The sequence below is a fragment of the Tabrizicola fusiformis genome (genome assembly GCF_013328815.1).
Lineage (GTDB): Bacteria > Pseudomonadota > Alphaproteobacteria > Rhodobacterales > Rhodobacteraceae > Fuscibacter.
The window spans coordinates 78628-104657 of the sequence record NZ_JABUHN010000012.1 but is presented as its reverse complement, the minus strand read 5'-3'; the positions used below and the strand labels follow the sequence as shown (position 1 = coordinate 104657).

The following is a 26030-nucleotide window of genomic DNA, read 5'->3' as shown; positions in this document are numbered from 1 at the left end:
ACGCTCGCTCATGATCCCTCCCCACAAGTCGGGAGCTTGAATCATGCCGCGAGCCGACACTCAAGTGAATTTATGGGTCCTGACCCTACACCCGGAAGAGAACATTATTGATTGGAACTTTCTCATCGAGATCCCTGCCCGGGAGATCAAAGAGCCGGGTATCGGGCTAATGCGATTTGGTGAAGATTATTTCCCGATTGCTACGATCTACGACCACATCGTAATTTTGCCCTCCGCGCAGAAACTGCATCCCTCAAGAACGTCTGCGGAGAAGATATCCAAGAAACTGATATCTATGGAGGAAGAAATCGCCCCGCGTTTTCAGCATCGCTGCGTCGGACCTGCTGTTATGATATGTGGTGGCCAATTGATTATCCAACCCGACATGATCTCTAATGCAACCATCCCCCCTCAGCACTTATGGATCGACCCGTGGAACTAGGTGCTGCCCTTATCACTGACACGCCAGGTTCAGTAGTTATGAACGCGAAAGTCCGCTTCGAAACTGGCCGCGGTCTCTCGCGCGAATAGAACGGACGGCAGCTCCGTCCCGCACAGCAGACCTTGAGCCCTCACCCCCGCCCCAACAGCCCCAGCATCTCGGCCGCCGCTGACTCCGGCGTCACCTCGCCCGCCGCGACCCGCTCACCCAGACGGGCCATGATGCCCTTGGCCGGTTCGCGCGTCAGCGCCGCCAGCAACCCCTGCCGGACCTCTTCGCCGAACCAGTGGCGGGCCTGATCGGCGCGGCGGGTGGTCCAGTGGCCGTGGCTGCGGCGCCAGTCGGCGAGGTGCTGCATTTCGGCCCATGCCGCCTCAAGCCCCGATTGCTCGACCGCCGAAACGCAGAGCGCGCGGGGATAGCCCTCGGGGTCTTGCGGGCGGCGGCGCAGAAGGCGCAGGGCGCCCGCATAATCGGCCTGCGTCCGCATCGCGGCGGGTTTCAGGTCGCCGTCAGCCTTGTTCACAAGGATCAGGTCGGCCATCTCCATGATGCCGCGCTTGACGCCCTGCAACTCATCCCCACCCGCCGGGGCGAGGAGCAGCAGGAACAGGTCGCACAGCTCGGCCACCACGGTTTCCGACTGGCCCACCCCCACCGTTTCGATCAGCACCACATCAAAGCCCGCCGCCTCGCACAGCGCCACCGCCTCGCGCGTGCGGCGGGCGACGCCGCCCATCTGCGCCTGACTGGGCGAGGGGCGGATGAAGGCCATCGGATGGCGGGAAAGCTGTTCCATGCGGGTTTTATCCCCAAGGATCGAGCCGCCCGAGCGGGCCGAAGACGGGTCCACCGCCAGCACGGCCACCTTGAGGCCCTGCCCGGTGAGCATCAGCCCGAACGCCTCGATGAAGGTGGACTTGCCCACCCCCGGCGTGCCCGAAAGCCCGATGCGCAGCGCCTGCCGCCCGCTGCCCAGCGCGCCCAGAAGGGCCAGCGCCCCGGCCCGGTGGTCGGCCCGCGCGCTTTCGACCAGCGTGATCGCCCGCGCCAGTGCGCGCCGGTCCCCCGCCGCGATCTGTGCCGCCATCGTTGCCGTATCCTGCTGCATCGCACCCCTGCCGTCATATCCGCTTCGCATATCGCGGCCCATCTAGCCGCAAGCGGCAAGGCTTGGCCAGAGCCGGAGCCAGAGCGGGAGGGGCAGCGACATGATCGGCACAGGCCGCAGGCGACTGGCGCCGGTACTGCTGATGGCGACGCTCGCCAGTGCGGCCCGGGCCGAGACGCTGCTCTATGATGTGTCATTGGGCAGCTTGCGGGTCGGGGTTCTGGAACTGACGACTGGGGCCGACAGCGCCCGCCTGTCGATCCAGAGCGCCGGTCTGGCCGGGCTGATGCGCGCGGTGCGGTTCGAGGCAGAGGTCAGCGGCACCGATCCGCGCCACTATGAAGAACAGGCCGACACCGGGCGACGCATCTCGCAGGTGCGGATAGAGTGGCAGAATGACAGGCCGCAGGTGCTGCATTATGCCGCCACGCCGCCGGAAACCGCCCCGCCGCCCGATGCCGGCGCGACGCGGGGCACGCTTGACCCGGTCAGCGCCCTTGTCGCCGTTCTGGGCGACACCCGCAAGGATGACGCCTGCCGCCTGTCGCTGCACCTTTTTGACGGTCAGCGCCTGTCGCGGCTCGACCTGACCGGGCGAGACGACACCCCCGGGGGGCTTTCCTGCACCGGCGCCTTTACCCGGCTGCAAGGCTATCGTCCCGAAGACATGGCCGAACGCCGCCGCTTCGCGCTTCGGGTGACCTATCTCACAGGCGAAACGGGCGGCCTGATGGCGAGCGGGGCAGAGGTGCAGACGCTCTATGGAAAGCTGCGGCTGAAACGGCGATAAGGGCGGCATGACGCGCCTGCCGATCGACGATGCCCTGCCCGCCCTGCGCGCCGCCCTGGAGGCGCGCGGCATGGCCGTGTTGCAGGCCCCGCCCGGGGCGGGCAAGACCACACGCGTTCCGCTGGACCTTCTGGCCTCGGGTCTGGTCACCGGCCGGATCGTGATGCTGGAACCCCGCCGCCTTGCCGCCCGCGCCGCAGCCGAGCGGATGGCGGAAACTCTGGGTGAGCCGGTGGGCCAAACCGTCGGCTACCGGATGCGGGGCGAGGTGAAAACCTCGTCCGCCACGCGGATCGAGGTGGTGACCGAAGGCATCCTGACCCGGATGATCCAGTCTGACCCGGAACTGCCCGGGGTGGGTCTGGTCATCTTTGACGAGTTTCACGAACGTAGCCTGAACGCCGATCTTGGCCTTGCCCTTGCGCTGGAAATCCGCGGGGCACTGCGCGAGGATCTGCAACTGCTGGTGATGTCGGCCACGCTGGATGCAGCACCCGTGGCGGCCCTGATGGGCGATGCGCCGCTGATCACCTCGCAGGGCCGCGCCTTTCCGGTGGAAACCCGCTGGCTGCCGCGCAGCCCCGATGCCACCCTGCGGTTCGAGGCGGCGGTGGCCGGACTTGTGGCGCAGGCGGTTGACGAATGCCCGGAAGGCGGGGTTCTGGTCTTCCTGCCCGGCGAAGGTGAGATCAGGCGGGTCGAGGCGGCGCTGCGCCTGCCAGCCGATTGCGTGGTGCGCCCGCTGTTCGGCGCGATGGATTTCGCGGCACAGCGCGCGGCACTGGCGCCGGTTCAGGGCCGCAAGGTGGTGCTGGCCACCGCGATTGCCGAAACCTCGCTGACGCTGCCCGACATTCGGGTGGTGGTCGATGCCGGGCGGGCGCGGCGGGCGCGGTTTGATCCGAATTCGGGCATGTCCCGGCTGGTGACCGAACGGGTCACCCGGGCCGAGGCGGAACAGCGCCGGGGCCGTGCGGGGCGGGTGGCCGAAGGAGTCTGCTACCGGATGTGGACCAAGGGCGAAGAAGGCGGCCTTGCCCCCTTCCCCCCCGCCGAGATCGAGGCGGCCGATCTGGCGCCCCTTGCGCTGGAACTGGCGCTCTGGGGCGATGCGGGACTGCCCTTTCTGACACCGCCCAACCCGGGCGGGATGGCCGAGGCGCAGGCACTGCTGACCGGGCTTGGCGCGCTGGACAACGGCCGGATCACCGCGCATGGCCGCGCATTGGCCGCGCTGCCCCTGCATCCGCGGCTGGGCCATATGCTGCTGAAAGCCGGGCCGGCGGCGGCGACCCTCGCCGCCCTGATGGCCGAACGCGACCCGCTGCGCGGCGCGCCGCCCGACCTCGCCCTGCGGCTCAAGGCGCTGGCCGATCCGCGCCGGTATGAGGCCGACCACCCCTGGCCGCTGTCGCGCCCGACGGTCGAGCGTATTCGGGACGAGGCAAAGCGGCTGGCGCGGTCTTTGGATGGTGCGTGCCAGCACGCACCCTACAGCCCGTCCCAGATGGCATCGCTCGCCTATCCCGACCGGGTGGGCCTGCGCCGCAAGGGCGAGGCGCCGCGCTGGCTGCTCTCGGGCGGCAAGGGGGCGGCAATGGCGCCCGGCACGCCGCTTGCCGCGGCACGGCTGATCGTGGCGACCGACCTTGACGGCGATGCCCGCGAAGCCACGGTGCGGCAGGCCCTGCCGATCACCGAGGCCGAGTTGCGCGCGGTGCATGGCGACAGCATCGGCTGGCACGAGGTGGTGGAATGGTCGCGCCGCGAGAGCCGGGTTCTGGCGCGGCGGCAAGAGCGGTTCGGCGCGCTGGTGCTGGACGACCGCCCCTGGCCCGAAGCCCCGGCCGCAGCGCTGTCCCGGGCCGCTCTCGACGGTTTGCGCCAGATCGGTCTGCCCTTCACCCCTGCCGCCCGGCGGCTGCGCGCCCGCATCGAACTGGCGCGCGGCGGCGGGGAGGATTGGCCCGATTGCAGCGATGCCGCCCTGATGGCCGGGCTGGAGGACTGGCTTCTGCCGCATCTGCCGCCGCTGCGCACCGAAGCGGACCTGCGTGGGCTGGATCTGAGCGAGGCCCTGAAATCCCGCCTGTCATGGGGCCAGCAGGCCGAGCTTGACCGCCTCGTCCCCGCCCATTTCGAAACTCCGCTGGGCCGGCGGGTGCCCATCGACTATGACGGCGAAAATCCGGGGATCGAGTTGCGCCTGCAAGAGATGTTCGGCGTGACGGTTCACCCCAGCGTCGGCCGCAACCGCCTGCCCCTGCGGGTCACCCTGCTGTCGCCGGGGCAGAAACCCATTCAGGTGACCATGGACATCCCCAATTTCTGGCGGACCTCCTATGCCGATGTCCGCAAGGACATGCGCGGACAATACCCCCGTCACCCCTGGCCCGAAGACCCGACCGAGGCCGAACCCACCCTGCGCGCCAAGCCCCGCGGCACCTGAAACAGATTGCACCACCGTTTCTTGCGAAACGGCGGCATGTTTTTTTTCTCGCCTCTGGCCTGCGGCCAACCGGCTCGGGTTAAGGGCCTCCGGCGGGAGTATTTTAAAAGGTGCAATTCATCTTGGCCCAAATATCCCCGCCGGAGGCATCGGGGGCAGGCACAAGGCGGGCGGGTTAGACAGAAGGCGGGCGGATCACCCTTAGGTGGGGTTCTTTCCGGCGGATTGGAACCACAGGATGATCGCCTCGCGCTCGGTCGGTTCCATATAGCTGACATTGGCCGGGGGCATGGCATGCGACAGTCCGGCCTGCAGGTAAATCCGCTTCGCTTCGGCAGCAATCTGCGCCGGGGTTTCCAAAACCACATCCTTCGGCGGGAAATGGATGCCTTCCCAGCCCGGCTCGGCCGCGTGGCACATCGAGCAGCGGCCCGTCACGATATCGACCACCCCGTCAAAGCCTGTGGCCGAGGCATAGCGCAGGCTGGTGGCGTTCAGGCTGCTTTCCTCGACCGGGCGGTGGCGCATCGGCGCGGTGGACAGCCAGGCAACCGCCAGGAACAGCAGCGCGGTGGCGGCCCATGTCCAGTGCGGATTGCCCTTGCGCGCATGTTTCGAGTTGAACCAGTGCCGGATCGTCACCCCCATCAGGAAGACAAGGCTGGCGATGATCCAGTTGTACTCGGTGGCAAAGACCAAGGGGTAATGGTTCGACAGCATCAGGAACAGCACCGGCAGCGTCAGATAATTGTTATGCGTGCTGCGCTGCTTGGCAATCTTGCCATATTTCGGATCGGGCTTGCGGCCCGCGATCAGGTCGGCGACCACGATCTTCTGGTTCGGGATGATGATCATGAAGACATTGGCCGACATGATCGTCGCGGTGAAGGCGCCCAGATGCAAAAGCGCCGCCCGCCCGGAAAACACCTGCGTATAGCCCCAGGCCATGACCACAAGGATCACATAGAGCCCCAGCATCAGCCGGGTGTTGTCATCGCCGAACCGACTTTTGCAGATCAGGTCATAGGCAATCCAGCCAAAGACCAGCGAGCCTGCCGAAATCGCGATCGCCTGCCATGTGGCAAGGTCCGCCACCTCGGGGTCGATCAGGTAAAGGTCGGCGCCAAGATAATAGACCAGCACCAGCATCGTGAAGCCGGAAAGCCAGGTCGCATAGCTTTCCCATTTGAACCAGACCAGCCCGTCGGGCATCGAGGCCGGGGCGACGAGGTATTTCTGGATATGGTAGAAGCCGCCGCCATGGACCTGCCATTCCTCGCCATCGGCGCCCGTCGCCAGATTGCGGTCGCGGTGCAGGCCAAGGTCCAGCGCGATGAAGTAGAACGAAGACCCGATCCAGGCGATGGCGGTGATCACATGCAGCCAGCGCGCGGCCATCTCGACCGATTCCCAGAGAACCACCCAGTCATACATCGCGTTCCCCCTGGTCCGACTGCGCCCTGGGCAACGCTATACCCGTGCCCATCTTTCTGTTAACCGTGCAAATCGCGGCATCACTTTCAAGCCTCTTGCGATAATCGGGGCCCGAAACCGACCCATGTCCTATGTGAACAACCTCAGAATGTTCGTCAGGGTCCATGAATTGGGCTCAATGTCGGCGGCAGCGCGGGATCAGCGCACCTCGCCTGCCGTCGCCTCGGCGCGAATCTCGGAGCTGGAAAAGCATCTGGGCGTGCGGCTCTTCAGCCGGACGACGCGCAGCCTGCAACCTACCGAGAACGGGCGTATCTTCTATGACGGCGCCAAACGGGTGCTTGAGGCAATAGACGAGGCCGAGGCGGCAGTGATGGATGTCACGCAGAACCCGCGCGGCACGATCTTTGTCGCGGCCCCCTTGGGCATCGGGCGGCGGTTCATTGCGCCGCAGGTGCCCGCCTTCAAGGACATCTATCCCCAGATCGACGTGCGCCTGCGCCTGTCGGACCGCGCCATCGACGTGACGGGTGAAGGGCTGGACGTGGCGTTTCACCTTGGCATCCTTGAGGATTCCACGCTGAAGGTGCGGCTGATCGCCGATTGCCCGCGGGTTCTGTGCGCCGCCCCTGCCTATATCGCGCGGCGCGGCAATCCGGTGGACGGGGCGGCACTGGTGAATGACCGGCACGATTGCCTGAACCTGCGCTTTCCCGGGGCCAAGGAATATCAGTGGACGCTGCAAGGCCCCGAGGGTCCGCGCCGCCATGATGTGGCCGGCCCGTTCGAAAGCGACGATGGCGATGTGCTGACCGGCTGGGCGCTGGACGGGCGCGGCATCGTGATGAAGCCGGTGTTCGAAGTGGCCGAGCATCTGCGCGAAGGGCGTCTGGTGCCGGTGGCGGTGGCCACGCCGCCGCTGCCGACCCAGCTTTCGATCCTCACGCAGCACCGGCGGCTGAAAGACCCCAAGGTCACGCTCTTCACCGATTTCATGACTCTGCATATCCGCGACGCCATGCGCCGCGCGCTGGCCGGGCCGGCGCCCGGCTGACATCGCAGCGTCACCGGGGTGGCCCAGCATGGCGGCGTTGACCCCCGTGGGCCAAGGGGGCAAGTCTGGCCCCACCCGGATTTCGCCACAGGAGGGGCCATGCGCCTTGTGAACCGCACATTTGACGAATTGCAGCCGGGAGAACGGGCCGAGGTCCGCCGGCTGGTCACCGCGGATGATCTTTATATCTATGCCGTGTCTTCGGGCAATTTCAATCCGATGCACCTGCCCCATGCCGATCTGGACGGCGACGGCACGCCCGAGCGGGTGGCACCGGGGATGTTCGTTGCCTCGCTGATCTCGGGTGTTCTGGGCACACAGATGCCCGGCCCGGGCACGCTTTACCGCCGTCAGGTGCTGGATTTCCACGCCCGCGCTCATGCGGGTGAGGAACTTCTCTGCCGGGTCGAGGTGCTGGAAAAACATGCCGACGGCACCGTGCGCCTGTCAACAGAGGTGCGGCGGATCGCCGATGATGCGCTGATCCTGTCGGGCGAGGCCGAAGTTCAGGCCCCCGTGCAGAAATTCGATCGGGACGGCATCGAGATTCCGGGCCTTCTGGTGCAGAACCACCGTCATTTCGAGGCGTTGCTGGACCGCGCCCACCCGCTGCCCGCCCTGCCCACCGCCGTTGTCTGCCCGGATGAGGCCAATTCGCTGGGCGGTGCGCTGCTGGCAGCGAAGGAAAGCCTGATCACCCCCATCCTGATCGGTTCGGCCGCGGCGATCCGCGCCGCCGCCCGGACCATCGGCGCGGATCTGGCGGGCATCGAGGTGATCGACATTGAGGGGGACGTGGCCGCTGCTGCCCGGGCCTGCGCGCTGGTGCATGAAGGGCGGGCGGCGGCGGTGATGAAGGGGCATCTGCACACCGAAGACCTGTTGCGCCCGATGCTCGACAAAGAGGGCGGCCTGCGCGCCGGGCGGCGGCTGACCCATGTCTTCCTGATGGATGTGCCGGGCCTGCCCGGCCCGCTGATGGTGACGGATGCCGCCATCAACATCGCCCCCGATCTGGTGACCAAGGTGGACATCTGCCAGAATGCCATCGACCTTGCGCTTGCGCTGGGGATGGAGCCGCGGGTCGGCGTGCTGTCAGCGGTCGAAACGGTCAATCCGGCAATCCAAAGCTCGATCGACGCAGCACTCCTGTCGAAGATGGCCGAACGCGGCCAGATCACCGGCGCACCGGTGGATGGGCCGCTGGCGATGGACAATGCGGTGGATATCGCGGCGGCGCGCACCAAGGGGCTGAAGGGCCGGGTGGCGGGGCGGGCGAATATCCTTGTGGTGCCGGGGATTGACGCGGGCAACATGCTTGCCAAGCAACTGGCCTTCGTCTCCCATGCCGAAAGTGCCGGGCTGGTCTTGGGCGCAAAGGTGCCGGTGATCCTCAATTCCCGTGCCGACAGCGTGATGTCGCGGCTGGCCTCCTGCGCGGTGGCGGCGTTGCACCATGCCGCGCTTGGCGCGGGCCGGAGCAAGGGCCGATAGGCCGCAACCGTCCGTGGCAACGCCGGCTTGGGGGGCTCGATGCCCCGCAAGCCGGCCCCCGGATGGGATCAGCCCACTGTCAGCCGCACCGGCCCCGCCTCGACCGTTCCGATCTGCGCCGCGGGCAGGCCCTGTGCCCGCAGGGTGGCAAGCAGCGCCGCCGCCTCCCCCGGCGGCACGGCGGCCAGCAGCCCACCGGCGGTCTGCGGATCGTGCAGCAGCGCCTTGAGCGGCCCTTCCGCCATCACCAGCCGCCCGATTGTCACCGCCCGGTTGCCCGGCGCCAGCGCCGAGGCCACCCCCGCCGCCGCCAGTTCCAGCGCCCCGGGCAACAGCGGGACCGCCGCCGCCTCAAGCCGCGCCGCCATGCCCGAAGCCTCCAGCATCTCCAGCAGATGCGCCGCAAGGCCAAAGCCAGTCACATCGGTCATCGCATGGGCCAGCGGCGCCAGAACCGCAGCCGCCCCGGCCTGCGGCTGGCCCATCTGGGCCAGCGTTGCCGCCACCGCCTCGCCCAGGATCAGACCGGGCAGCCGGGCCATCGCCATTTCTGCCGCCATCACCGTGCCGGTTCCCAGCGCCTTGGTCAGGATCAGCGCGTCGCCCGGCCTTGCCCCGCCCTTGGCCACCGCATGGCCGGCAAGGCCAGTCACCGTAAAGCCGATGGTCAGTTCCGCCCCGACAGAGCTGTGCCCACCCACCACATCGGCCCCCGCAGCGGCAAAGACCGCAGCCGCCTCCTCCATCACTTCGGCCAGTTCGGCAGCGGCCAGATCGGGCGCCATGCGCGGCAGCACCACCTGCGCCAGCGCCGCCTGCGGCGCTGCCCCCATCGCCCAGACATCGCCCAGCGCATGAACCGCCGCGATCCGCGCCATCAGCCTTGCATCGGCGGTGAAGGCGCGCAGATGGTCGGTGGTCATCACCTGCACCCCCGCGCCCTGTCCAGCCGCACCCCAACGCAGCACCGCCGCATCGTCGCCCCGCCCCGACAGCACATCGGCCCGCGCCGGTGCAGGCAGCCCGGCCAGCGCCGCCGCAAGTGCCCCCGGCGCCAGCTTGGCGCCGCAGCCGCCGCAGAGCGGCTTGTCGCCCATCGCCTCGGCCAGCCCCGCGACCTGCGGGTCCGGCAGGGCGGGGGCGGGCATCACCGGGTAATCGGCGAATTTCTCCATGAACTTGCGGTCGATCCGGTCCTTGATCCGCCAGAGCCAGCCGCCCCCCGAACGCAGGCCAAACTTGTCGGCCACCGCCGCCTGCCCGCCGGTCGAGACCAGCTTGAGATAGTCGCGCTGCGGGCGATAGGGGCGCAAGCGCCCTTCGGTCAGGACGGCGCGCAGGTTGTGATACAGCACCGGCGCCTGCCGCACGGCAAAGACCCCGGCCTTGGGCCGCGGCGCATGGGCCATATGGGCACAGTCGCCCGTCGCAAACACCCGCGGGTCGCTGCTCTGCAAGGTCGGGCCGACGGTGACAAAGCCCTGATGCAGCTCCAGCCCGCTTTGCGCCAGCCAGCCCTGCGGCCGGCTTCCCGCCACCGAAAGCGTGAAATCCGAGGGCAGCACCTGCCCATCGGTCAGCGTCACCCGGTCGGGGCCGATCCGCAGCGCCTCGGCCCCGGTCACCAGCGCGATCCCTGCGGCCCGGACATGGCGCAACAGCGCCGCACGCGCCGCGGCGCCGGTGTTGGGCAGCCCCCCGCCGCGGTCCACCACCGTCACGTCGGGCCGCGCCCCCGCCATCCGCAGCCGGTGCGCCGAAGCAAGCGCCAGTTCGATCCCGCCCACGCCGCCGCCGATGATCACCAGACGCGGCGCCGGCAAGGCGCGGGCAACAAACGCCTCCCACGCCTCGGCATAGGCGCCAAGGGGTTTGGCCGCCACGCCATGTTCGGCATAGCCCGCCACCTCCGGCAGGTCCGAACCGATGCCGATGTCGATCGAGGCAAAGTCAAAGCGCAGCGGCGGGCGCCCCTGCAACATCACCCGGCCCGCCGTCAGGTCCAGCCCCGTCGCGCGGTCAAGGATCAGCCGCGCCCCGGCAAAGCGCGCCAGCCGCACCAGATCAATCATGATCTCGTCGCGGGCATAATGTCCGGCGATCAGCCCGGGCAGCATTCCGGTATAGGGCGCCGCCGGGCCGGGGTTCACGATGGTCAGCCGCACGCCCGCAAGGGGGGCCATCCCCCACATCCGCGCCACCAGCGCATGGCTATGGCCGCCACCGATCAGCACCACATCCCGGATCACCGGAACCGAACCGCCCTGCATCGCCGCCTCCTGCCTGCCGCCTGCGATCCTATGCGGCATTTGCGGCAGGCGACAGACCCGGCCTGCAGGCTCCGCTTGCCGCCGCCCCGGCAAGGCGCCATTCTGCGGGAAAACAGCCCCGGGTCCAGATGGCCAACAGCCCCCGCATCAACCTGACCCAGACGCAGCGGCTTGCGCTGAACCCCAGTCTGCAAGGCGCCATCGGCATCCTGCGCACCGATGCCGCCGGGCTGACCCGCTATCTTGAGGAACAGGCGGCGGCCAATCCGCATCTGCGGTTGGACCGGGTTCTTGCCCCGCCGGGCGACTGGCTGCCGCGCTGGCGCGGTGTGTTTGAACCTTTGGGCGGGCGCGGCGGGGCAGAGCCCGACCTTGCCCCCGCCACCTCGCCCAGCCTGATTGCGCATGTTCTGCAGGCCATCGCCACGCTGAACCTGCCCGCCCGCGCCCGCCGCATCGCCGAGGCTTTGGCCGAGGCGCTGGAGCCTTCGGGCTGGCTGGCCCGCCCGCCCGCCGCCATCGCCGCCGGACTGCAAATGAGCGAGGCCGAAGTGTCTGCCGTGCTGGACCGGTTGCAAACGATTGAACCGGCAGGGCTTTTTGCCCGCGATCTGGCCGATTGCCTGCGGCTTCAGGCGCGCGAGGCGGGGGTGCTGGACCCGATCATGTCGGCCATTCTGGCCAATCTTCCGTTGCTGGCCAGTGGCGATTTTGCCCGGCTGGCCCGGGCCTGTGGCGCAACCGAGGCCGAAGTTCTGGCCCGCTTCCGCCTGATCCGGGGGATGGACCCGAAACCCGGCGCCAGCTTTGACGCCGGGTTCGGCAACGGCGCCCTGCCGCCCCCCCCGCGCGAGCCGGACCTTCTGGCACGCCCGCTTGGCACGGCGGGGTGGGAGATTGCGCTGAACCGTTCGGCCCTGCCCACGGTCAAGGTGCAGCGCAGCGAGGCGGCGGACCGCGCCGCGCTGGCCATTGCCCGCGGGCTGAAACAGGCGGTCGAGGCGCGCAACGCCACCCTTTTGCGGGTGGGCCGCGAAATTGCCGCCCGGCAACAAGTGGCGCTGTCGCAGGGACCGGCGGCGCTGGAACCGATGACAATGGCCGAGGTGGGTGCGGCACTGGACCTGCATGAAAGCACGATCAGCCGGGTGGTCGCAGGGGCCGCAATCGACACCCCCCGCGGCACGATCTGGCTGCGCCAGATGTTCAGCGGCGCCCGGTCGGGCGCGATCGAGGGGCAGAGCCTGTCTGCCGCCGCGCTGCGCCACCGGCTTGCCGCGCTGATTGCCGCCGAAGACCCCGCCCGCCCCCTCAGCGATGCAAGGCTGGTCAAGGCGCTGGCGGTCGAGACCGGCATCACCCTGCCCCGCCGCACCCTTGCGCATTACCGCGAGCTGGCGGGCATCCCCGCAGGCCCCCGCCGCAAACGCCGCCCGGGCTGAGGCGGCTGGCCTTGCCGTCGCAGCAGCACTATCATCAGGAGAACTTGGCAAGACGCAGAAAATGGCAAGGCAACCCTGATGGCAAATATCACCCTGCGGCAGATACGCTATTTCGTCGCCCTTGCCCGGCACCGCCACTTCGGCCGCGCCGCCGACGATTGCGCCGTGACGCAGCCCGCGCTGTCGATGCAGATCAAGGTGCTGGAAGACAGCCTTGGCACCGCGCTGTTCGAGCGCGGCGCAAGACAGATCAGCCTGACCGGCTTTGGCGAGGCGTTTCTGGCCCGGTCCGACGGCATTCTGCAGGCGGTGGACGAATTGGAAGACCTTGCCCGCGCCACCGGCGGCAAACCCTCGGGCAAGCTGCGCATCGGCGTCATTCCCACCGTCGCGCCCTATCTCTTGCCCGCGATCATCACGCATTTGCAGGGCCTGTTTCCCGACCTGCGGCCGCTGTTGCGCGAAACGGTCACGCCGCGCCTGCTGGAAGAGCTGCTTGACGGGCGGCTGGATGCCGCCATCCTTGCGCTGCCGGTTTCGGAACCCGCCCTGACCGAGGTTGCGCTGCTCAGTGAACCTTTTGTTCTGGTGCGCCCCGCCGAAGACCGGGCCAAGCCGGTGCCAAGCCCGGCCATGCTGCGCGAGATGCGGCTTTTGCTGCTGGAAGAGGGGCATTGCTTCCGCGAACAGGCGCTGTCGTTCTGCGATCTTCCGCCCTCGCGCCCGCGGGAAATGCTGGACGGCAGCACGCTGTCAACGCTGGTGCAGATGGTGGGGGCGGGGTTCGGCGTGACGCTGATCCCGGAAATGGCGGTGGCGGTGGAAACCCGCTCGGCCCCGGTGGCGGTCGCGCGGTTCCGTGAACCGCAGCCGGTGCGGCGCATCGGCATGGTTTGGCGCAAATCAAACCCGCTCGAGGCGCAACTGATGCAGATTGCCGAGGCCGTCCGGCAGGCCAGCACCCATCCGGGCGAAGCAGCCTCACCGCCCTGAACCGCGAGCCAGTGCCTGAGGCCGCAGCATCTTGTGGACTCGTGCTGAAGACCCGGCAGAAACAGCACAGGTCCGAAACGCCCCACTGAATCCGGCGCATAAACGGGCCCAGATGATCGGCCTTGCGCCATTGATCGGCAAGCGCCTGTCGGCGGCCTATCCCTGATCCCATCGGCGCGTTTTAGCCCATTTTTCGGTCATATCTGGGATTTCCGCCGAATTTCCATGCGAATGCCGGTGAGAATGGCCTTCGCGCCCCTTCTGACATGGCCTTGTGCCATGCAGTCCCGCACAGCGATTGCATGGAAGCTGCGCTGACCATCATCGTTGTCGAGCAGGACCGTGACCGCGCCATGATGATCGTGGACGCGCTGCGTGATGCCGGGCAGCACCGCATTGCCATCATCGGCTCGGGCAGCGGATTGGCCCGGCGTGTTGCGGAAACCCGGCCTGACCTTGTGCTGATCGACGCCGGCGACCCATCGCGCGATGAGCTGGAAGAGCTGACGCTGGCTGCCGGGCCGCTGGAGCGTCCGGTTGCGATGTTCGTGGACCGTTCGGATCAGGGCCTCACACGGGCGGCGATCGAGGCGGGCGTTTCGGCCTATGTCGTGGATGGTCTGCGCTCCGAGCGCCTCCGCCCTATTCTGGATGCCGCCATCGCGCGGTTTCACATGTTCGCCCGGATGCGCACCGAACTGGCCGCGACCAAGGCCGCGCTGGAAGAGCGCAAGGTGATTGACCGGGCCAAGGGCATCCTGATGTGCGCCAAGGGCATCGGCGAGGAAGAAGCCTATGCGCTGATGCGCAAGACCGCCATGGATCAGGGCAAGCGGTTGGGCGAACTGGCACAGGCGCTGGTCACGGCGGCGGAGTTGCTGCGATGACGCCGCTTGCCTTGGGCTATGTGCCGCTTCTGGATGCGGCGCCGCTGGTTGTCGCGCGCGAAATGGGCTTTGCCGAGGAAGAGGGCCTGAGCCTGACGCTGACCCGGGCCGCCAGTTGGTCGCAACTGCGCGACATGCTGGACAGTGGTGCGGTCGCGGCGGCGCATATGCTGTCGGCGATGCCGGTGGCGCGCGCGCTTGGCCTTGGCGGCGGCACCGGCGCGACCGAAGTGCTGATGGTTCTGTCGCTGGGCGGGCAGGTGATCGGTCTCTCGGGCGATCTTGGCCGCCGGATTGGCGCAGGTTTTGGCGATCCGGTCGCATTGGGGGCCGCGCTTGGCCGCAGCCCATTGCGTCTGGGCGTGCCCTTTCCGTTTTCGATGCATGCGCTTTTGTTGCGCTATTGGCTGTCACGCGCCGCCCCCGGATTGGCGCCGCAGATCGTCGTGGTTCCGCCGCCGCGGATGGCCGCCGCGCTGAAGGCCGGGGAAATCGACGGCTTTTGCGTGGGCGAGCCTTGGGGCAGCGCCGCCGTCGCCGAAGCCGGAGCGCAGATCGTGCTGACCGGCAGCCATATCTGGAGCCAGTCGCCGGAAAAGGTTCTGGCGGCGCGCAAAGGCTGGGGCGAGGCGGCGGGCCCCTTGCTGCGTGCGCTGTGGCGCGCCGGGCGTTGGGCGGACGCTGCGGAGAACAGCGCGACACTGGCCGAGATTCTGGCCCGGGCCGAATACCTTGACACCTCGGCCCTGCATATCGAACCCGCCCTTCAGGGCCGGGTCGCGGATCAGCTTGTGCCCGACCTGATCCATTTTCACGACGGCACGGCCAATTTCCCGTGGCGCAGTCAGGCGGGCTGGATCGGCGCCGAACTGGCCGAAGCCCATGGCCTGAACCCCGGCGCGGCCATTGCAACCGCCCGCGCCTGTTTCCGCAGCGATCTTTACCGCCGGCATCTGGCCGGGCTGGCGCCGATGCCGCGCAGCTCGGACAAGGCCGAAGGCGCATTGGAGGCCAGCGAATCGCTTCCGGCAGTCAGCGGCAGCCTGCGCCTGTCGCGGAACCGTTTCTTTGACGGCGCCGTTTTCGACCCGGCCCCCGCCGCGTGATGCTTTTTCAGGCAGAATGCCGCATCGCAGCAAAAAGCTGACCAGCCACCCTGCACCTACAGCCGCCTTTGCTTGACCCACACCGGCAGCAGGGGCAATCCTGAGATCAACGGAGCAACGAGGTTCCGTTCTTCCCAAAATCGGGAACCCAGGCAAGGCCGCCTGACCGCTTGCATTCTTTGATGCAAGGCGCGTCGCGTGGCCTTTTTCCCATTTCCAACAGGACCTCCCATGACCCGAGCCGCCCTTCTTCTGACCGTCGCCTTCACCTGCCCCGCCTTTGCCGAAACCTCTGGCATCGAGAAAGACAGCCTGACCCTTGGCTTCATCAAGCTGACCGACATGGCCCCGCTGGCCATTGCCAAGGAGAAGGGCTTTTTCGAGGATGAGGGCCTGAACATCACGCTTGAAGCGCAGTCGAACTGGAAAGTCCTTCTTGACCGCGTGCTGTCGGGCGAGATTGACGGCGCGCAGATGCTGGCGGGCCAGCCCATCGCCTCGACCATCGGTTATGGCACCAAGGGCGCCATCATCGCCCCGATTGCACTTGACCTGAATGGCAATGCGATCACCGTCTCGAATGCGGTCTGGGAGGCGATGAAGCCCGGCCTTGCGGCAACCGATGGCAAGCCCGACCATCCGATTTCCGCTGCGGCACTGAAACCCGTGCTGGAAAGCTATGCCGATGCGGGCAAGCCCTTCAACTTCGGCATGGTTTTCCCGGTTTCGCCGCATAACTACGAACTGCGCTACTGGCTGGCGGCGGGTGGGGTGAACCCGGGCCTTTACTCGGCCGATGACAATTCCGGCCAGATCGGCGCGGATGTGCTGCTGTCCGTCACGCCGCCGCCGCAGATGCCCGCCACGCTGGAGGCCGGCACCATCGACGGCTATTCGGTGGGTGAGCCGTGGAATCAGGCGGCGGTGGCCAAGGGGATCGGCGTTCCCGTCATTTCGGATGACGCGATCTTCCACAACAATCCCGAAAAGGTCTTTGGCCTGACCAAGGATTTTGCTGAAGCCAACCCCAACACGGTAAAGGCGCTGACCAAGGCGCTGATCCGCGCCCAGATGTGGCTGGATGCGAACGACAACGCCAATCGCGCCGAAGCGGTCGAGATCCTGTCGCGCAAGGATTATGTCGGCGCCGATGCGGCGGTGATCGCAAATTCGATGACCGGGACATTCGAATATGAGGCCGGTGACAAGCGGATCGAGCCTGATTTCAACATCTTCTTCCGCAGCAACGCCAGTTTCCCCTATTATTCGGATGCGGTGTGGACCCTGACGCAGATGCGCCGCTGGGGCCAGATTGCTGAGGCCCAGCCCGATGCCTGGTATGATCAGACCGCCCGGCAGGTCTACCGCCCGGACATCTACGAAATCGCAGCGCGCGAGTTGATTGCCGAAGGCAAGGCCGCTGAAGCCGATTTCGACTTTGATCCCGATGGCTACCGCGAACCGACCTCGGCCTTCATCGACGGCATCGTCTATGACGGGACCAAGCCGAACGCCTATATCGACAGCCTGACCATCGGCCTGAAATCCGGCCAGATGGTTCTGGGCGGCGATGTCGTGAACTGAGGAGGGGACGACCATGGCCTCGCTCGACCCCGCCGACCTGCCCGAAGAAGATGCCGCCCTGCGCGCCCGCCGCCTTGCCCATCTGCAAAGCCTGATCGCCCGGATAGAGCCGTGGTTCCGCCTGCTGGGCCTGCCGTGGATCGCCCCGCTCTGGCGGCTTCTGATCGACGATTCCCCGCGCCAGCAATGGATCGAGATCTGGCGCGGCCTGATCGTTCCGGTCCTGTCGATCCTTGGCTTTCTGGCGCTTTGGGCCTGGGCCGCGCCGCAGGTGCAAACCTCGCTTGGCGCCATTCCCGGCCCGGCGCAGGTCTGGGAACAGGTGCATGTCCTGCATCAGGAGGCGCAGAACGAGGCCGAACGGGAGGCTGCCTTCTATGAAAAGCAGGCGACCAAGAATGCCGAGCTTCTGGCGGCAGGCAAGGCGGATGAGGTCAAGGACCGGGTCTATGCCGGCAAGCCGACCTATTCCGGGCAGATCCTGACCTCTTTGAAAACCGTTTTCCTTGGCTTCCTGCTGGCCTCGTTGCTGGCCATTCCGCTGGGCATCCTCGCCGGGCTGTCGGCCACCGCCAATGCCGCCCTGTCGCCGCTGGTGCAGGTGTTCAAGCCGGTCTCGCCTCTGGCATGGCTGCCCATCGTCACCATGACGGTTTCGGCGCTGTATGATGGTGGCGACGGCGGTGTGCCGAAAAGCTTCCTTGTCTCGGCCATCACCGTGATGCTGTGTTCGCTCTGGCCGACGCTGATCAACACCGCGCTGGGTGTGGCGACCATCGACAAGGATCTGGTGAATGTCGGCCGCGTCCTCAAACTGTCGCTCTGGACGCGGATCACCAAGCTGGTGCTGCCCTCGGCGCTGCCCCTGATCTTTACCGGGCTGCGGTTGTCGCTGGGCGTGGGCTGGATGGTGCTGATCGCTGCCGAAATGCTGTCGCAGAACCCCGGCCTTGGCAAATTCGTCTGGGACGAATTCCAGAACGGTTCCTCCGACAGCCTTGCCCGGATCATGGTTGCGGTCTTCACCATCGGCCTGATCGGGGTTTTGCTGGACCGCATCATGGTGGCGCTGCAAACCCTTCTGACCTTTCAGGGGAGGCGCTGATGCCGATGCTTGAGCTGCGCCATGTGACCAAGGGCTTTGGCACCAACCCGCGCCATGAGGTGCTGCGCGATGTCTCGCTGCGGGTGGAGGAGGGGGAGTTTCTGGTCCTGCTCGGCTTCTCGGGAACCGGGAAATCGACGCTGATCAACCTGCTTGCCGGATTGCAGACCGCCGACCGGGGCGAGGTTCTGTTCCGGGGCACCCCCGTCACCGGGCCGGGGCCGGAGCGCGGTCTGGTGTTCCAGTCCTATTCGCTGATGCCGTGGCTGACGGTGGCGGGCAATGTGGCGCTGGCGGTCGATGCCGTGCATGGCGCCCGGCCCAAGGCGGAACGCGCGGCGCTGGTGACGAAATATGTGGCGATGGTGGGTCTGTCGCACGCCGCCGCCCGCCGCCCTGCCGAACTGTCGGGCGGGATGCGACAGCGCGTTGCTGTGGCCCGCGCCCTGGCGATGGAGCCGGAAGTGCTGCTGATGGACGAACCGCTTTCCGCGCTGGATGCCATGACCCGCGCCGATCTGGCCGATGAGATCGAGGCGATCTGGCGCCACGAAAAGAAGACGGCCGTGCTGATCACCAATGACGTGGACGAAGCGATCACGCTGGCCGACCGCATCCAGATCCTGAACCCCGATGGCAGCCTTGGCGCGACGTTCACGGTGGCGCTTGCCCGCCCGCGCGACCGCGGGGCGATGAACCATGACGCCACCTTTCAGGCCCTGCGCGCCGAGATCACCGCAACCCTGTTGCAGGCAGGCACGCAGGCCAAGGCCGAGATGCGCCGCCATCTGCCCGCCGTCACCCCGCGCCATGCCCTGCCCCGCGCCTATGCTGCCGCTCAGAAAGGCCCCGCCGATGCGCGCTATCTGGAATACTCGCAGCTTTCCAAGGTCTATGACACGTCAAAAGGCCCGCTGACGGTTGTCGAAAAGGTCGATCTGAAACTGCGCAAGGGCGAGTTCATTTCGCTGATCGGTCATTCCGGCTGCGGCAAGTCCACAGTGCTGTCGATGACGGCCGGGCTGACCGGGATTTCAGAGGGCGGCATCATCCTTGACGGCCGCGCCGTCGAAGGGCCGGACCCTGAACGGGCGGTGGTGTTTCAGTCGCCCTCGCTCTTTCCCTGGCTGACCGCGCGCGAGAATGTCGCCATCGGTGTGGACCGCGTTTACCCCGCCGCCAGTCAGGCGGAGCGGCAGGACGTGGTGGAATATTATCTGGAGCGCGTGGGCCTTGCCGATGCGATGCACAAACCCGCCGCCGAAATGTCGAACGGGATGCGCCAGCGGGTCGGCATCGCCCGCGCCTTTGCCCTGTCGCCCAAGCTTCTGCTTCTGGACGAGCCTTTCGGGATGCTCGACAGCCTGACCCGCTGGGAGTTGCAAGAGGTGCTGATGGAGGTCTGGTCGCGCACGCAGGTCACCGCCGTCTGCGTCACCCATGACGTGGACGAGGCCATTCTGATGGCCGACCGCGTGGTGATGATGACCAACGGCCCCCATGCCACCATCGGCAAGGTGACCGAAGTGAAACTGCCGCGCCCGCGTTCACGCCGGGCCATGGTCGAGCATCCCGACTATTGGGGCTATCGCTCTGAAATCCTGAACTTCCTGCATGACCACGCCCATGGCCCGCTGAAGACGCCGGTCAAGAACAAGGATGCCGCATGATGAAGAAGCTTGTCGTGATCGGGGCCGGAATGGCCTCTGGCCGGATGCTGGAGCATCTGACGGGCTGGAACGTGACCCTGTTCAACGCCGAACCGCGCGGCAATTACAACCGGCTGATGCTGTCGCCCGTGCTGTCAGGCGAAAAGACCTATGAAGAGATCATCACGCATGACGCTGACTGGTATGCGGCGCGGGGCATCGACTGCCGCTTTGGCGAGCCGGTGGTGCGGATCGACCGGGTGAACAAGACGGTCTATTCCAACCTTGGCGGCGCGCCCTATGACGCGCTGGTGATCGCCACCGGCTCGGCCCCCTTCATCATTCCGGTGCCGGGGCATCAATTGCCGGGCGTCGTGACCTACCGCGACCTTGAAGACACCCATGCGATGATTGCCGCTGCGAAACCCGGCAGCACCGCCGTGGTGATCGGCGGCGGTCTTCTGGGCCTTGAGGCGGCGGCGGGGATGGCGGCTCGCGGGGCCGAGGTGACCGTGATCCATCTGATGGGCCATCTGATGGAACGCCAGCTTGATCCTTCCGCCGGCTATCTTCTGCAAAAGGATCTGGAAAGGCGCGGCATCCGCATTCATTGCAAGGGGGCGACCAAGGCCATTCTGGGCAAGGACCGGGTAGAGGCCGTTCTGCTTGAGGATGGCACGGTCTATCCTGCCGATCTGGTCTGCATGGCGGTCGGCATCCGCCCGGAAACCCGCATCGCCACCGACGCCCATCTTGAGGTGGAGCGCGGCATCGTCGTGGACGCGCAGATGCGTAGTTCTGATCCGGCGATCTTTGCCTTGGGCGAATGCGTGCAATTCGACAAGCAGCTTTTCGGGCTGGTGGCACCGCTTTACGATCAGGCCAAGGTTCTGGCCGCCGTGCTGAACGGCGAAGAGGCCGCCTTTGCCCCGGTTCAAACCGCGACCAAACTGAAGGTGACGGGGGTTGACCTCTTCAGCGCGGGCGACTTTGCCGAAGGTCCGGGGCGGGAGGATATCGTGTTCCGCGATCCGGGGCGCGGAGTTTACAAGCGCCTGATCCTTGAAGGCGACCGGCTGTTGGGTGCGGTTCTCTATGGCGACACCGCCGACGGATCATGGTTCTTCGACCTGATCAAACAGGGCACCGACATCACCGATCTGCGCGAAACCATGATCTTCGGGCCGGGCTTCGGGGGCGCCAAGGCGGACCCTCTGGCCGCCGTTGCAGCCTTGCCGCCTGAGGCGGAGATTTGCGGCTGCAACGGCGTGTGCAAGGGAACCATCGTGCAGGCCGTGACCGGGGGCGCCCATACGCTCGACGCCGTGCGGGCGCTGACCAAGGCTTCGGCATCCTGCGGCACCTGCACCGGGCTGGTGGAAAAGGTGATGGCTGTCACCTTGGGCGGGGCCTTTACCGCCAATGCCAACCCACCGATGTGCAAATGCACCGACCACACCCATGAAGAGGTCCGCCGCCTGATCAAGGCGCAGGTGCTGCAATCCATTCCCGCCGTGATGCAGGAGCTGGGCTGGAAAAGCCATGGCGGCTGCGCCTCTTGCCGCCCGGCGCTGAACTATTACCTTCTGGCCGACTGGCCGCTGGACTATTGCGACGACCGGCAAAGCCGTTTCGTGAACGAGCGTAACCACGCCAACATCCAGAAAGACGGCACCTATTCCGTTGTGCCCCGGATGTGGGGCGGTGTCACCACCCCGGATGAATTGCGCGCCATCGCCGATGCCGCCGACCGCTACAACGTGCCAATGGTCAAGGTCACCGGCGGTCAGCGCATCGACCTGCTGGGGGTGAAGAAAGAGGATTTGCCCGCGATCTGGTCAGACCTCAACGCGGCCGGCATGGTTTCGGGGCACGCCTATTCCAAGGGGCTGCGCACGGTGAAGACCTGCGTCGGGTCCGCGTTCTGCCGCTTTGGCACGCAGGATTCCACGGGCCTCGGGATCAAGCTGGAAAAGCTGCTCTGGGGGTCATGGACGCCCGCCAAGGTCAAGCTGGGCGTTTCGGGCTGCCCGCGCAACTGCGCCGAAGCCACCTGCAAGGATATCGGCGTGATCTGTGTGGACAGCGGGTATCAGATCAGCGTCGCCGGCGCCGCCGGGCTTGAGGTCAAGGAAACCGAGCTGCTGATTTCCGTGCCGACCGAGGACGAGGCGATGGAGGTGATCGCCGCCTTCACCCAGCTTTACCGCGAAAACAGCCGCTATCTGCACCGCATCTACAAATGGGTCGCCAAGGTGGGGCTGGACTGGTGCAAAGACCAGATGGAAGACCTTGAGAACCGCCGCGCCCTCTATGACCGCTTCATGCTCAGTCAGTCGGTCTATCAGAAAGACCCATGGGCCGAACTTGCCCAGCGCCCCGAAGATTGGGCGCCGCTCAAGACCCTTGCGCTGGAGGCCGCCGAATGAACGCCGTCACCGAAACCTGGGTCGAGGTCGGCGCGCTTTGCGACATCCCCCGGCAGGGCGCGCGGGTGGTGAAGACCGCTGCGGGCTGCATCGCCGTCTTCCGCACCGATGCGGATGAGGTTTTTGCCCTGAATGACCGCTGCCCCCACAAGGGCGGCCCCCTTTCCGAAGGCATCGTCCATGGCACCTCGGTCACCTGTCCGCTGCACGCCTGGGTGTTCGATCTGAACTCGGGCATGGCACAGGGGGCGGATGTCGGCCATGTCGCCACCTATCCCGCCCGGATCGAGGCGGGCCGGGTCTATCTTGGCCTGCGGCCATGATCCGCTCCACTTGCCCCTATTGCGGCACGGGTTGCGGGCTGATCCTGACGCCCACCGCCGACGGGGTCGATGTCAGGGGCGATCCCGACCACCCCGCCAACTTTGGCCGCCTGTGTTCCAAAGGCAGCGCCCTGGGCGAAACGGTCGGCCTGCGCGGGCGGCTGTTGCAGCCGCAAATCCATGGGCAAAGGGCCGAATGGGACACAGCACTTGATCTGGTGGCGCAGAAGTTCACCGCCGCCATCCGCGATCACGGGCCGGATTCGGTGGCCTTCTACGTCTCGGGGCAACTGCTGACCGAAGACTATTATGTCGCCAACAAGCTGATGAAAGGGTTCATCGGTTCGGCGAACATCGACACCAATTCGCGGCTCTGCATGGCCTCTGCCGTTGCGGGACACCGCCGCGCCTTTGGCAGCGACACGGTTCCCGGCCTTTATGAGGATCTTGAGCTGGCCGATCTGGTGGTTCTGGTCGGATCAAACCTTGCATGGTGCCACCCCGTGCTGTTCCAGCGCCTGACCGATGCCAAGGCACGCGGCACCAAGGTTGTGGTGATCGACCCGCGCCAGACCGCCACCGCCGGCATCGCCGACCTGCATCTGCCGCTGGCGGCAGGATCGGATGCCGCCCTCTTCAACCTGCTGCTGGCCGAGGCAGACCGGCGCGGCCTGACCCGCCCCGGCAACGGGCTTGCGCCAGCCCTGACCGCGGCACAAGCGACCGACCCGGCCCTGACCGGCCTTGCGCCCGAAGCCCTGCAACAATTCTTCGACCTGTGGTGCAGCACCGAAAAGACGGTGACGGCCTGGTCCATGGGGATCAACCAATCCGACAGCGGCACCGACAAGGTGAACGCGATCCTGAACCTGCATATCGCCACAGGCCGCATCGGCAGGCCCGGCATGGGGCCATTCTCGCTTACAGGTCAGCCCAATGCGATGGGCGGGCGCGAGGTGGGGGGGCTGTCGAACATGCTGGCCGCCCATCTCAACCTTGACGACGCCGCGCACCGCGCCGCGGTGCAACAGTTCTGGGCGGCGCCGGCCATGGCCGACAAACCCGGGCTGAAGGCGGTCGATCTTTTCCACGCGGTCGAGGCGGGGCGGATTAAGGCGCTGTGGATCATCTGCACGAACCCCGCCGTCTCCATGCCCGAAGCCGACCGTGTTGCCCGCGCCATCGCCGGCTGCGATTTCGTCGTGGTCTCGGACATGATGGCCGAAACCGACACAACGCGCCTTGCCGATGTGCTGCTGCCCTCGACCGGCTGGGGTGAAAAGAACGGCACCGTCACCAATTCGGAACGCCGGATCAGCCGCCAGCGGCCCTTCCGCGCGCCGCCGGGTGCCGCGCGGGCCGATTGGTGGCAATTGGCCGAGGTTGCGCGCCGCATGGGATTTCAGGGCTTCGGCTATCACCACCCGGCCGAGATTTTCGCCGAACATGCTGCTTTGTCTGGTGTGGCAGGCCAATTGGGCAGCGATTTCGACATCTCTGACCATGCCGGGATCACGCAGGCCGGCTATGACGCGCTGACGCCCTTCCTTTGGCCCGCCAATCCGCGCCAGAACGGCGGGCGTTTCTTCGCAGAGGGGCGGTTCCATCACGCCGATGGCCATGCCCGCCTGATCCCGGTCACGGCCCGGCCCGAGACCGCCGACCTCATCCTGAACACGGGTCGGGTGCGCGACCATTGGCACACCGCCAGCCGCACCGGCCTGTCGCCCCGCCTGTCCGCGCATATGGCCGAACCCTATCTTGAGGTTCATCCCGGCGATGCCGCCCGCCTTGGCCTGATACCCGACGGGCTGGCCGAGGTTGCCGGGCAAGACAGCACGGTGCTGCTGCGCGTGATGATCTCGGACACGGTGCCGCCGGGGCGCCCCTTTGCCCCGATCCACTGGACCGGGGAAACCGCGGCGCAAGGGCGGGTCAGCGCGGTCGTGGGGGGGCGGACCGATCCGGTTTCGGGCCAGCCCGCGCTGAAGGCCGGGGCGGTCACCATCCGCCCGGCCAAGGCCGCCTTTCACGCCTATGCCATCGCCGCGCATCCGTTTCGGCCCGAAACCTTCTATTGGGCGACCGCAACCCATACCCGGGGGATGACGGCCGAGCTTGCCGGCCTGACCCTGCCTGCGGATTGGGAAAGCTTTGCCCGCCGGCTTTTTGCGCTGCCAGAGGCGGCAGCACAGTTCATGGCCGATCCGGCGCGCGGACGCTACCGCATCGCCTTCACCCGGAACGGACGGCTGGTTGCCGCCCTGTTCGCCGACACTGCCCCGGTGGCCCTGAGCCGGGCCCATATCGCCGGGCTTCTGGCCGAAGAGGCACCGGCGGCCCTGCTGTCCGGCCGCCCCGGTGCGAACCGTCCCGATCCGGGCGCCACGGTCTGCGCCTGTTTCTCGGTCGGGGTCAACACCATCACCCGCTCCATCGCTTCGGGTCAGTGCCTGACCGTCGAAGCCCTGGGAGCGGCGCTGAAAGCCGGAACCAATTGCGGCGCCTGCCGCCCGGAACTCTCTGCCCTGATCCACCGTCACCGACCCTTGCTGGAGGCCGCCGAATGACTGCCCCTTTCCCCCCGCCGCGTGGCCGGATTTCGCTGGTTGGCGCCGGCCCCGGTGCCGCCGATCTTTTGACGCTGCGCGCGCTGCGCTGCCTGCAACAGGCCGACCTCATCCTCTATGACCGGCTGGTGACGGAGGACATCCTTGCGCTGATCCCCGCCGCCACGCGCCGCATCGCGGTTGGCAAAGAGGTGGGCGCCAATGCCTGGCCGCAATCGCGGATCACGGCGCTGATGCTGGCCGAGGCGGTTTCGGGCGCCCATGTGGTGCGGCTCAAATCCGGTGACCCCACGATCTTTGGTCGCGCGAGCGAGGAAATCGCCGGCGCCCGGACGCTTGGCCTTGCGGTCGAGATCATTCCCGGCATAACCGCCGCCTCTGCCGCCGCCGCCAGCCTCTGCCGTTCGCTGACCACGCGGGGGGTGGCGCAACGGCTGGTGATCGCCACCGCCACCGACGAGGCCGATGGCGCCGTTCCCGAAACGCTGGCGCCCGGCACGACGCTGGCGCTTTACATGGCGACGCGCAAACTGGCCGAGATCGAGGCGACCCTTCTGGCGCGCGGCGCCGATCCGCAGACAGAGGTGGCCGCCGTCTGCCATGCCAGCCAGAGTTGCGAGACGATCCACCTTGCGCCGCTGAAAGGTATGGCGGCCCTGCTTTCAGGCAAGCCGGATTTCACCCACCCTTGTGTGCTGATCCTGACGGCAGGGGTTCTTAGCCAAACCGCCGCTCTGCCTGCGGTCGCTGCGGCGGTATAGGGAAGCAGGGCCAGACGACGGCGCCCCTGATCCCCGCAAGCGCCGCCGCAGAGAAGGATCTGCTCTTTGCGTCAAGACCTTTGGAATGGCCGCGAAAGCCGGGCGGATGGTAATTTCTGCCGGAACTACACCGTTCT

19 protein-coding genes are annotated in these 26030 nt (G+C 66.9%); 16 read left to right on the top strand and 3 right to left on the bottom strand.

The genetic code is table 11. The features are described from left to right. Positions 1 to 43: 43 nt before the first annotated feature. Entirely contained in the window at positions 44 to 442 is a 399-nt protein-coding gene (locus HS053_RS17660) for a hypothetical protein (protein ID WP_174212561.1), read from the top strand. A 130-nt stretch (positions 443 to 572) separates the two neighbouring features. Here the strand turns inward: HS053_RS17660 and meaB are convergent, their stop codons facing one another. Next, positions 573 to 1553: a methylmalonyl Co-A mutase-associated GTPase MeaB gene (meaB, locus tag HS053_RS17655; protein ID WP_174212568.1), complete on the bottom strand. Its 981-nt coding sequence runs from the start codon at positions 1551 to 1553 to the stop codon at positions 573 to 575. 100 nt (positions 1554 to 1653) lie between these two features. Here meaB and HS053_RS17650 point away from each other — a divergent pair, with 100 nt between their 5' ends. Both HS053_RS17650 and hrpB read left to right on the top strand, forming a co-directional pair. After that, the gene (locus HS053_RS17650; protein ID WP_174212560.1) at positions 1654 to 2343 is read left to right on the top strand and encodes a DUF3108 domain-containing protein; all 690 of its coding nucleotides are present in this window, start codon (positions 1654 to 1656) and stop codon (positions 2341 to 2343) included. Between the two features lie 7 nt (positions 2344 to 2350). Continuing rightward, positions 2351 to 4792 (top strand): ATP-dependent helicase HrpB, encoded by a 2442-nt coding sequence (hrpB, locus tag HS053_RS17645; protein ID WP_174212559.1) that lies wholly within the window; start codon positions 2351 to 2353, stop codon positions 4790 to 4792. 201 nt (positions 4793 to 4993) lie between these two features. Here the strand turns inward: hrpB and HS053_RS17640 are convergent, their stop codons facing one another. Continuing rightward, positions 4994 to 6226, bottom strand: coding sequence for a urate hydroxylase PuuD (locus HS053_RS17640; protein WP_174212558.1), 1233 nt, complete (start codon positions 6224 to 6226; stop codon positions 4994 to 4996). A gap of 124 nt (positions 6227 to 6350) precedes the next feature. On the opposite strand from HS053_RS17640, the gene HS053_RS17635 reads away from it, so the two are divergent. Continuing rightward, positions 6351 to 7280: a LysR family transcriptional regulator gene (locus tag HS053_RS17635; RefSeq protein ID WP_174212557.1), complete on the top strand. Its 930-nt coding sequence runs from the start codon at positions 6351 to 6353 to the stop codon at positions 7278 to 7280. Between the two features lie 99 nt (positions 7281 to 7379). Next, positions 7380 to 8774, top strand: coding sequence for a bifunctional enoyl-CoA hydratase/phosphate acetyltransferase (locus HS053_RS17630; RefSeq protein ID WP_174212556.1), 1395 nt, complete (start codon positions 7380 to 7382; stop codon positions 8772 to 8774). A 68-nt stretch (positions 8775 to 8842) separates the two neighbouring features. On the opposite strand, the gene selD is transcribed toward HS053_RS17630, so the two are convergent. Continuing rightward, positions 8843 to 11044 (bottom strand): selenide, water dikinase SelD, encoded by a 2202-nt coding sequence (gene selD / locus HS053_RS17625; RefSeq protein ID WP_174212555.1) that lies wholly within the window; start codon positions 11042 to 11044, stop codon positions 8843 to 8845. Positions 11045 to 11172: 128 nt separating this feature from the next. Between selD and HS053_RS17620 the strand changes: the two genes are divergently transcribed. The 11 genes from HS053_RS17620 to cobA all read left to right on the top strand — a co-directional run bounded on the left by HS053_RS17620 (position 11173) and on the right by cobA (position 25893). Beyond that, on the top strand, positions 11173 to 12486 hold the full coding sequence (locus tag HS053_RS17620) for an RNA polymerase factor sigma-54 (protein WP_174212554.1): 1314 nt from the start codon (positions 11173 to 11175) through the stop codon (positions 12484 to 12486). Positions 12487 to 12564: 78 nt separating this feature from the next. Beyond that, positions 12565 to 13479, top strand: a complete 915-nt coding sequence (locus HS053_RS17615; protein ID WP_174212553.1) for a LysR substrate-binding domain-containing protein — start codon at positions 12565 to 12567, stop codon at positions 13477 to 13479. 302 nt (positions 13480 to 13781) lie between these two features. After that, positions 13782 to 14366, top strand: a complete 585-nt coding sequence (locus HS053_RS17610; RefSeq protein WP_174212552.1) for an ANTAR domain-containing response regulator — start codon at positions 13782 to 13784, stop codon at positions 14364 to 14366. Beyond that, positions 14363 to 15472, top strand: coding sequence for a CmpA/NrtA family ABC transporter substrate-binding protein (locus tag HS053_RS17605; protein WP_174212551.1), 1110 nt, complete (start codon positions 14363 to 14365; stop codon positions 15470 to 15472). Before HS053_RS17610 ends, HS053_RS17605 begins: the two co-directional genes overlap by 4 nt. 231 nt (positions 15473 to 15703) lie before the next feature. Further along, a complete protein-coding gene (locus HS053_RS17600) occupies positions 15704 to 17056 on the top strand; it encodes a CmpA/NrtA family ABC transporter substrate-binding protein (protein ID WP_174212550.1) in 1353 nt (450 codons plus the stop codon). A gap of 13 nt (positions 17057 to 17069) precedes the next feature. Continuing rightward, on the top strand, positions 17070 to 18161 hold the full coding sequence (locus HS053_RS17595) for an ABC transporter permease (RefSeq protein ID WP_174212549.1): 1092 nt from the start codon (positions 17070 to 17072) through the stop codon (positions 18159 to 18161). Next, positions 18161 to 19831 (top strand): ABC transporter ATP-binding protein, encoded by a 1671-nt coding sequence (locus HS053_RS17590; RefSeq protein WP_174212548.1) that lies wholly within the window; start codon positions 18161 to 18163, stop codon positions 19829 to 19831. The genes HS053_RS17595 and HS053_RS17590 overlap by 1 nt, the downstream gene beginning before the upstream one ends. Beyond that, entirely contained in the window at positions 19828 to 22239 is a 2412-nt protein-coding gene (gene nirB, locus HS053_RS17585; RefSeq protein WP_174212547.1) for a nitrite reductase large subunit NirB, read from the top strand. Before HS053_RS17590 ends, nirB begins: the two co-directional genes overlap by 4 nt. Further along, positions 22236 to 22562: a nitrite reductase small subunit NirD gene (gene nirD, locus HS053_RS17580; protein WP_174212546.1), complete on the top strand. Its 327-nt coding sequence runs from the start codon at positions 22236 to 22238 to the stop codon at positions 22560 to 22562. The genes nirB and nirD overlap by 4 nt, the downstream gene beginning before the upstream one ends. Next, a complete protein-coding gene (locus HS053_RS17575) occupies positions 22559 to 25132 on the top strand; it encodes a nitrate reductase (RefSeq protein ID WP_174212545.1) in 2574 nt (857 codons plus the stop codon). The genes nirD and HS053_RS17575 overlap by 4 nt, the downstream gene beginning before the upstream one ends. After that, positions 25129 to 25893: a uroporphyrinogen-III C-methyltransferase gene (gene cobA / locus HS053_RS17570; protein ID WP_174212544.1), complete on the top strand. Its 765-nt coding sequence runs from the start codon at positions 25129 to 25131 to the stop codon at positions 25891 to 25893. The genes HS053_RS17575 and cobA overlap by 4 nt, the downstream gene beginning before the upstream one ends. Positions 25894 to 26030: the final 137 nt, after the last annotated feature.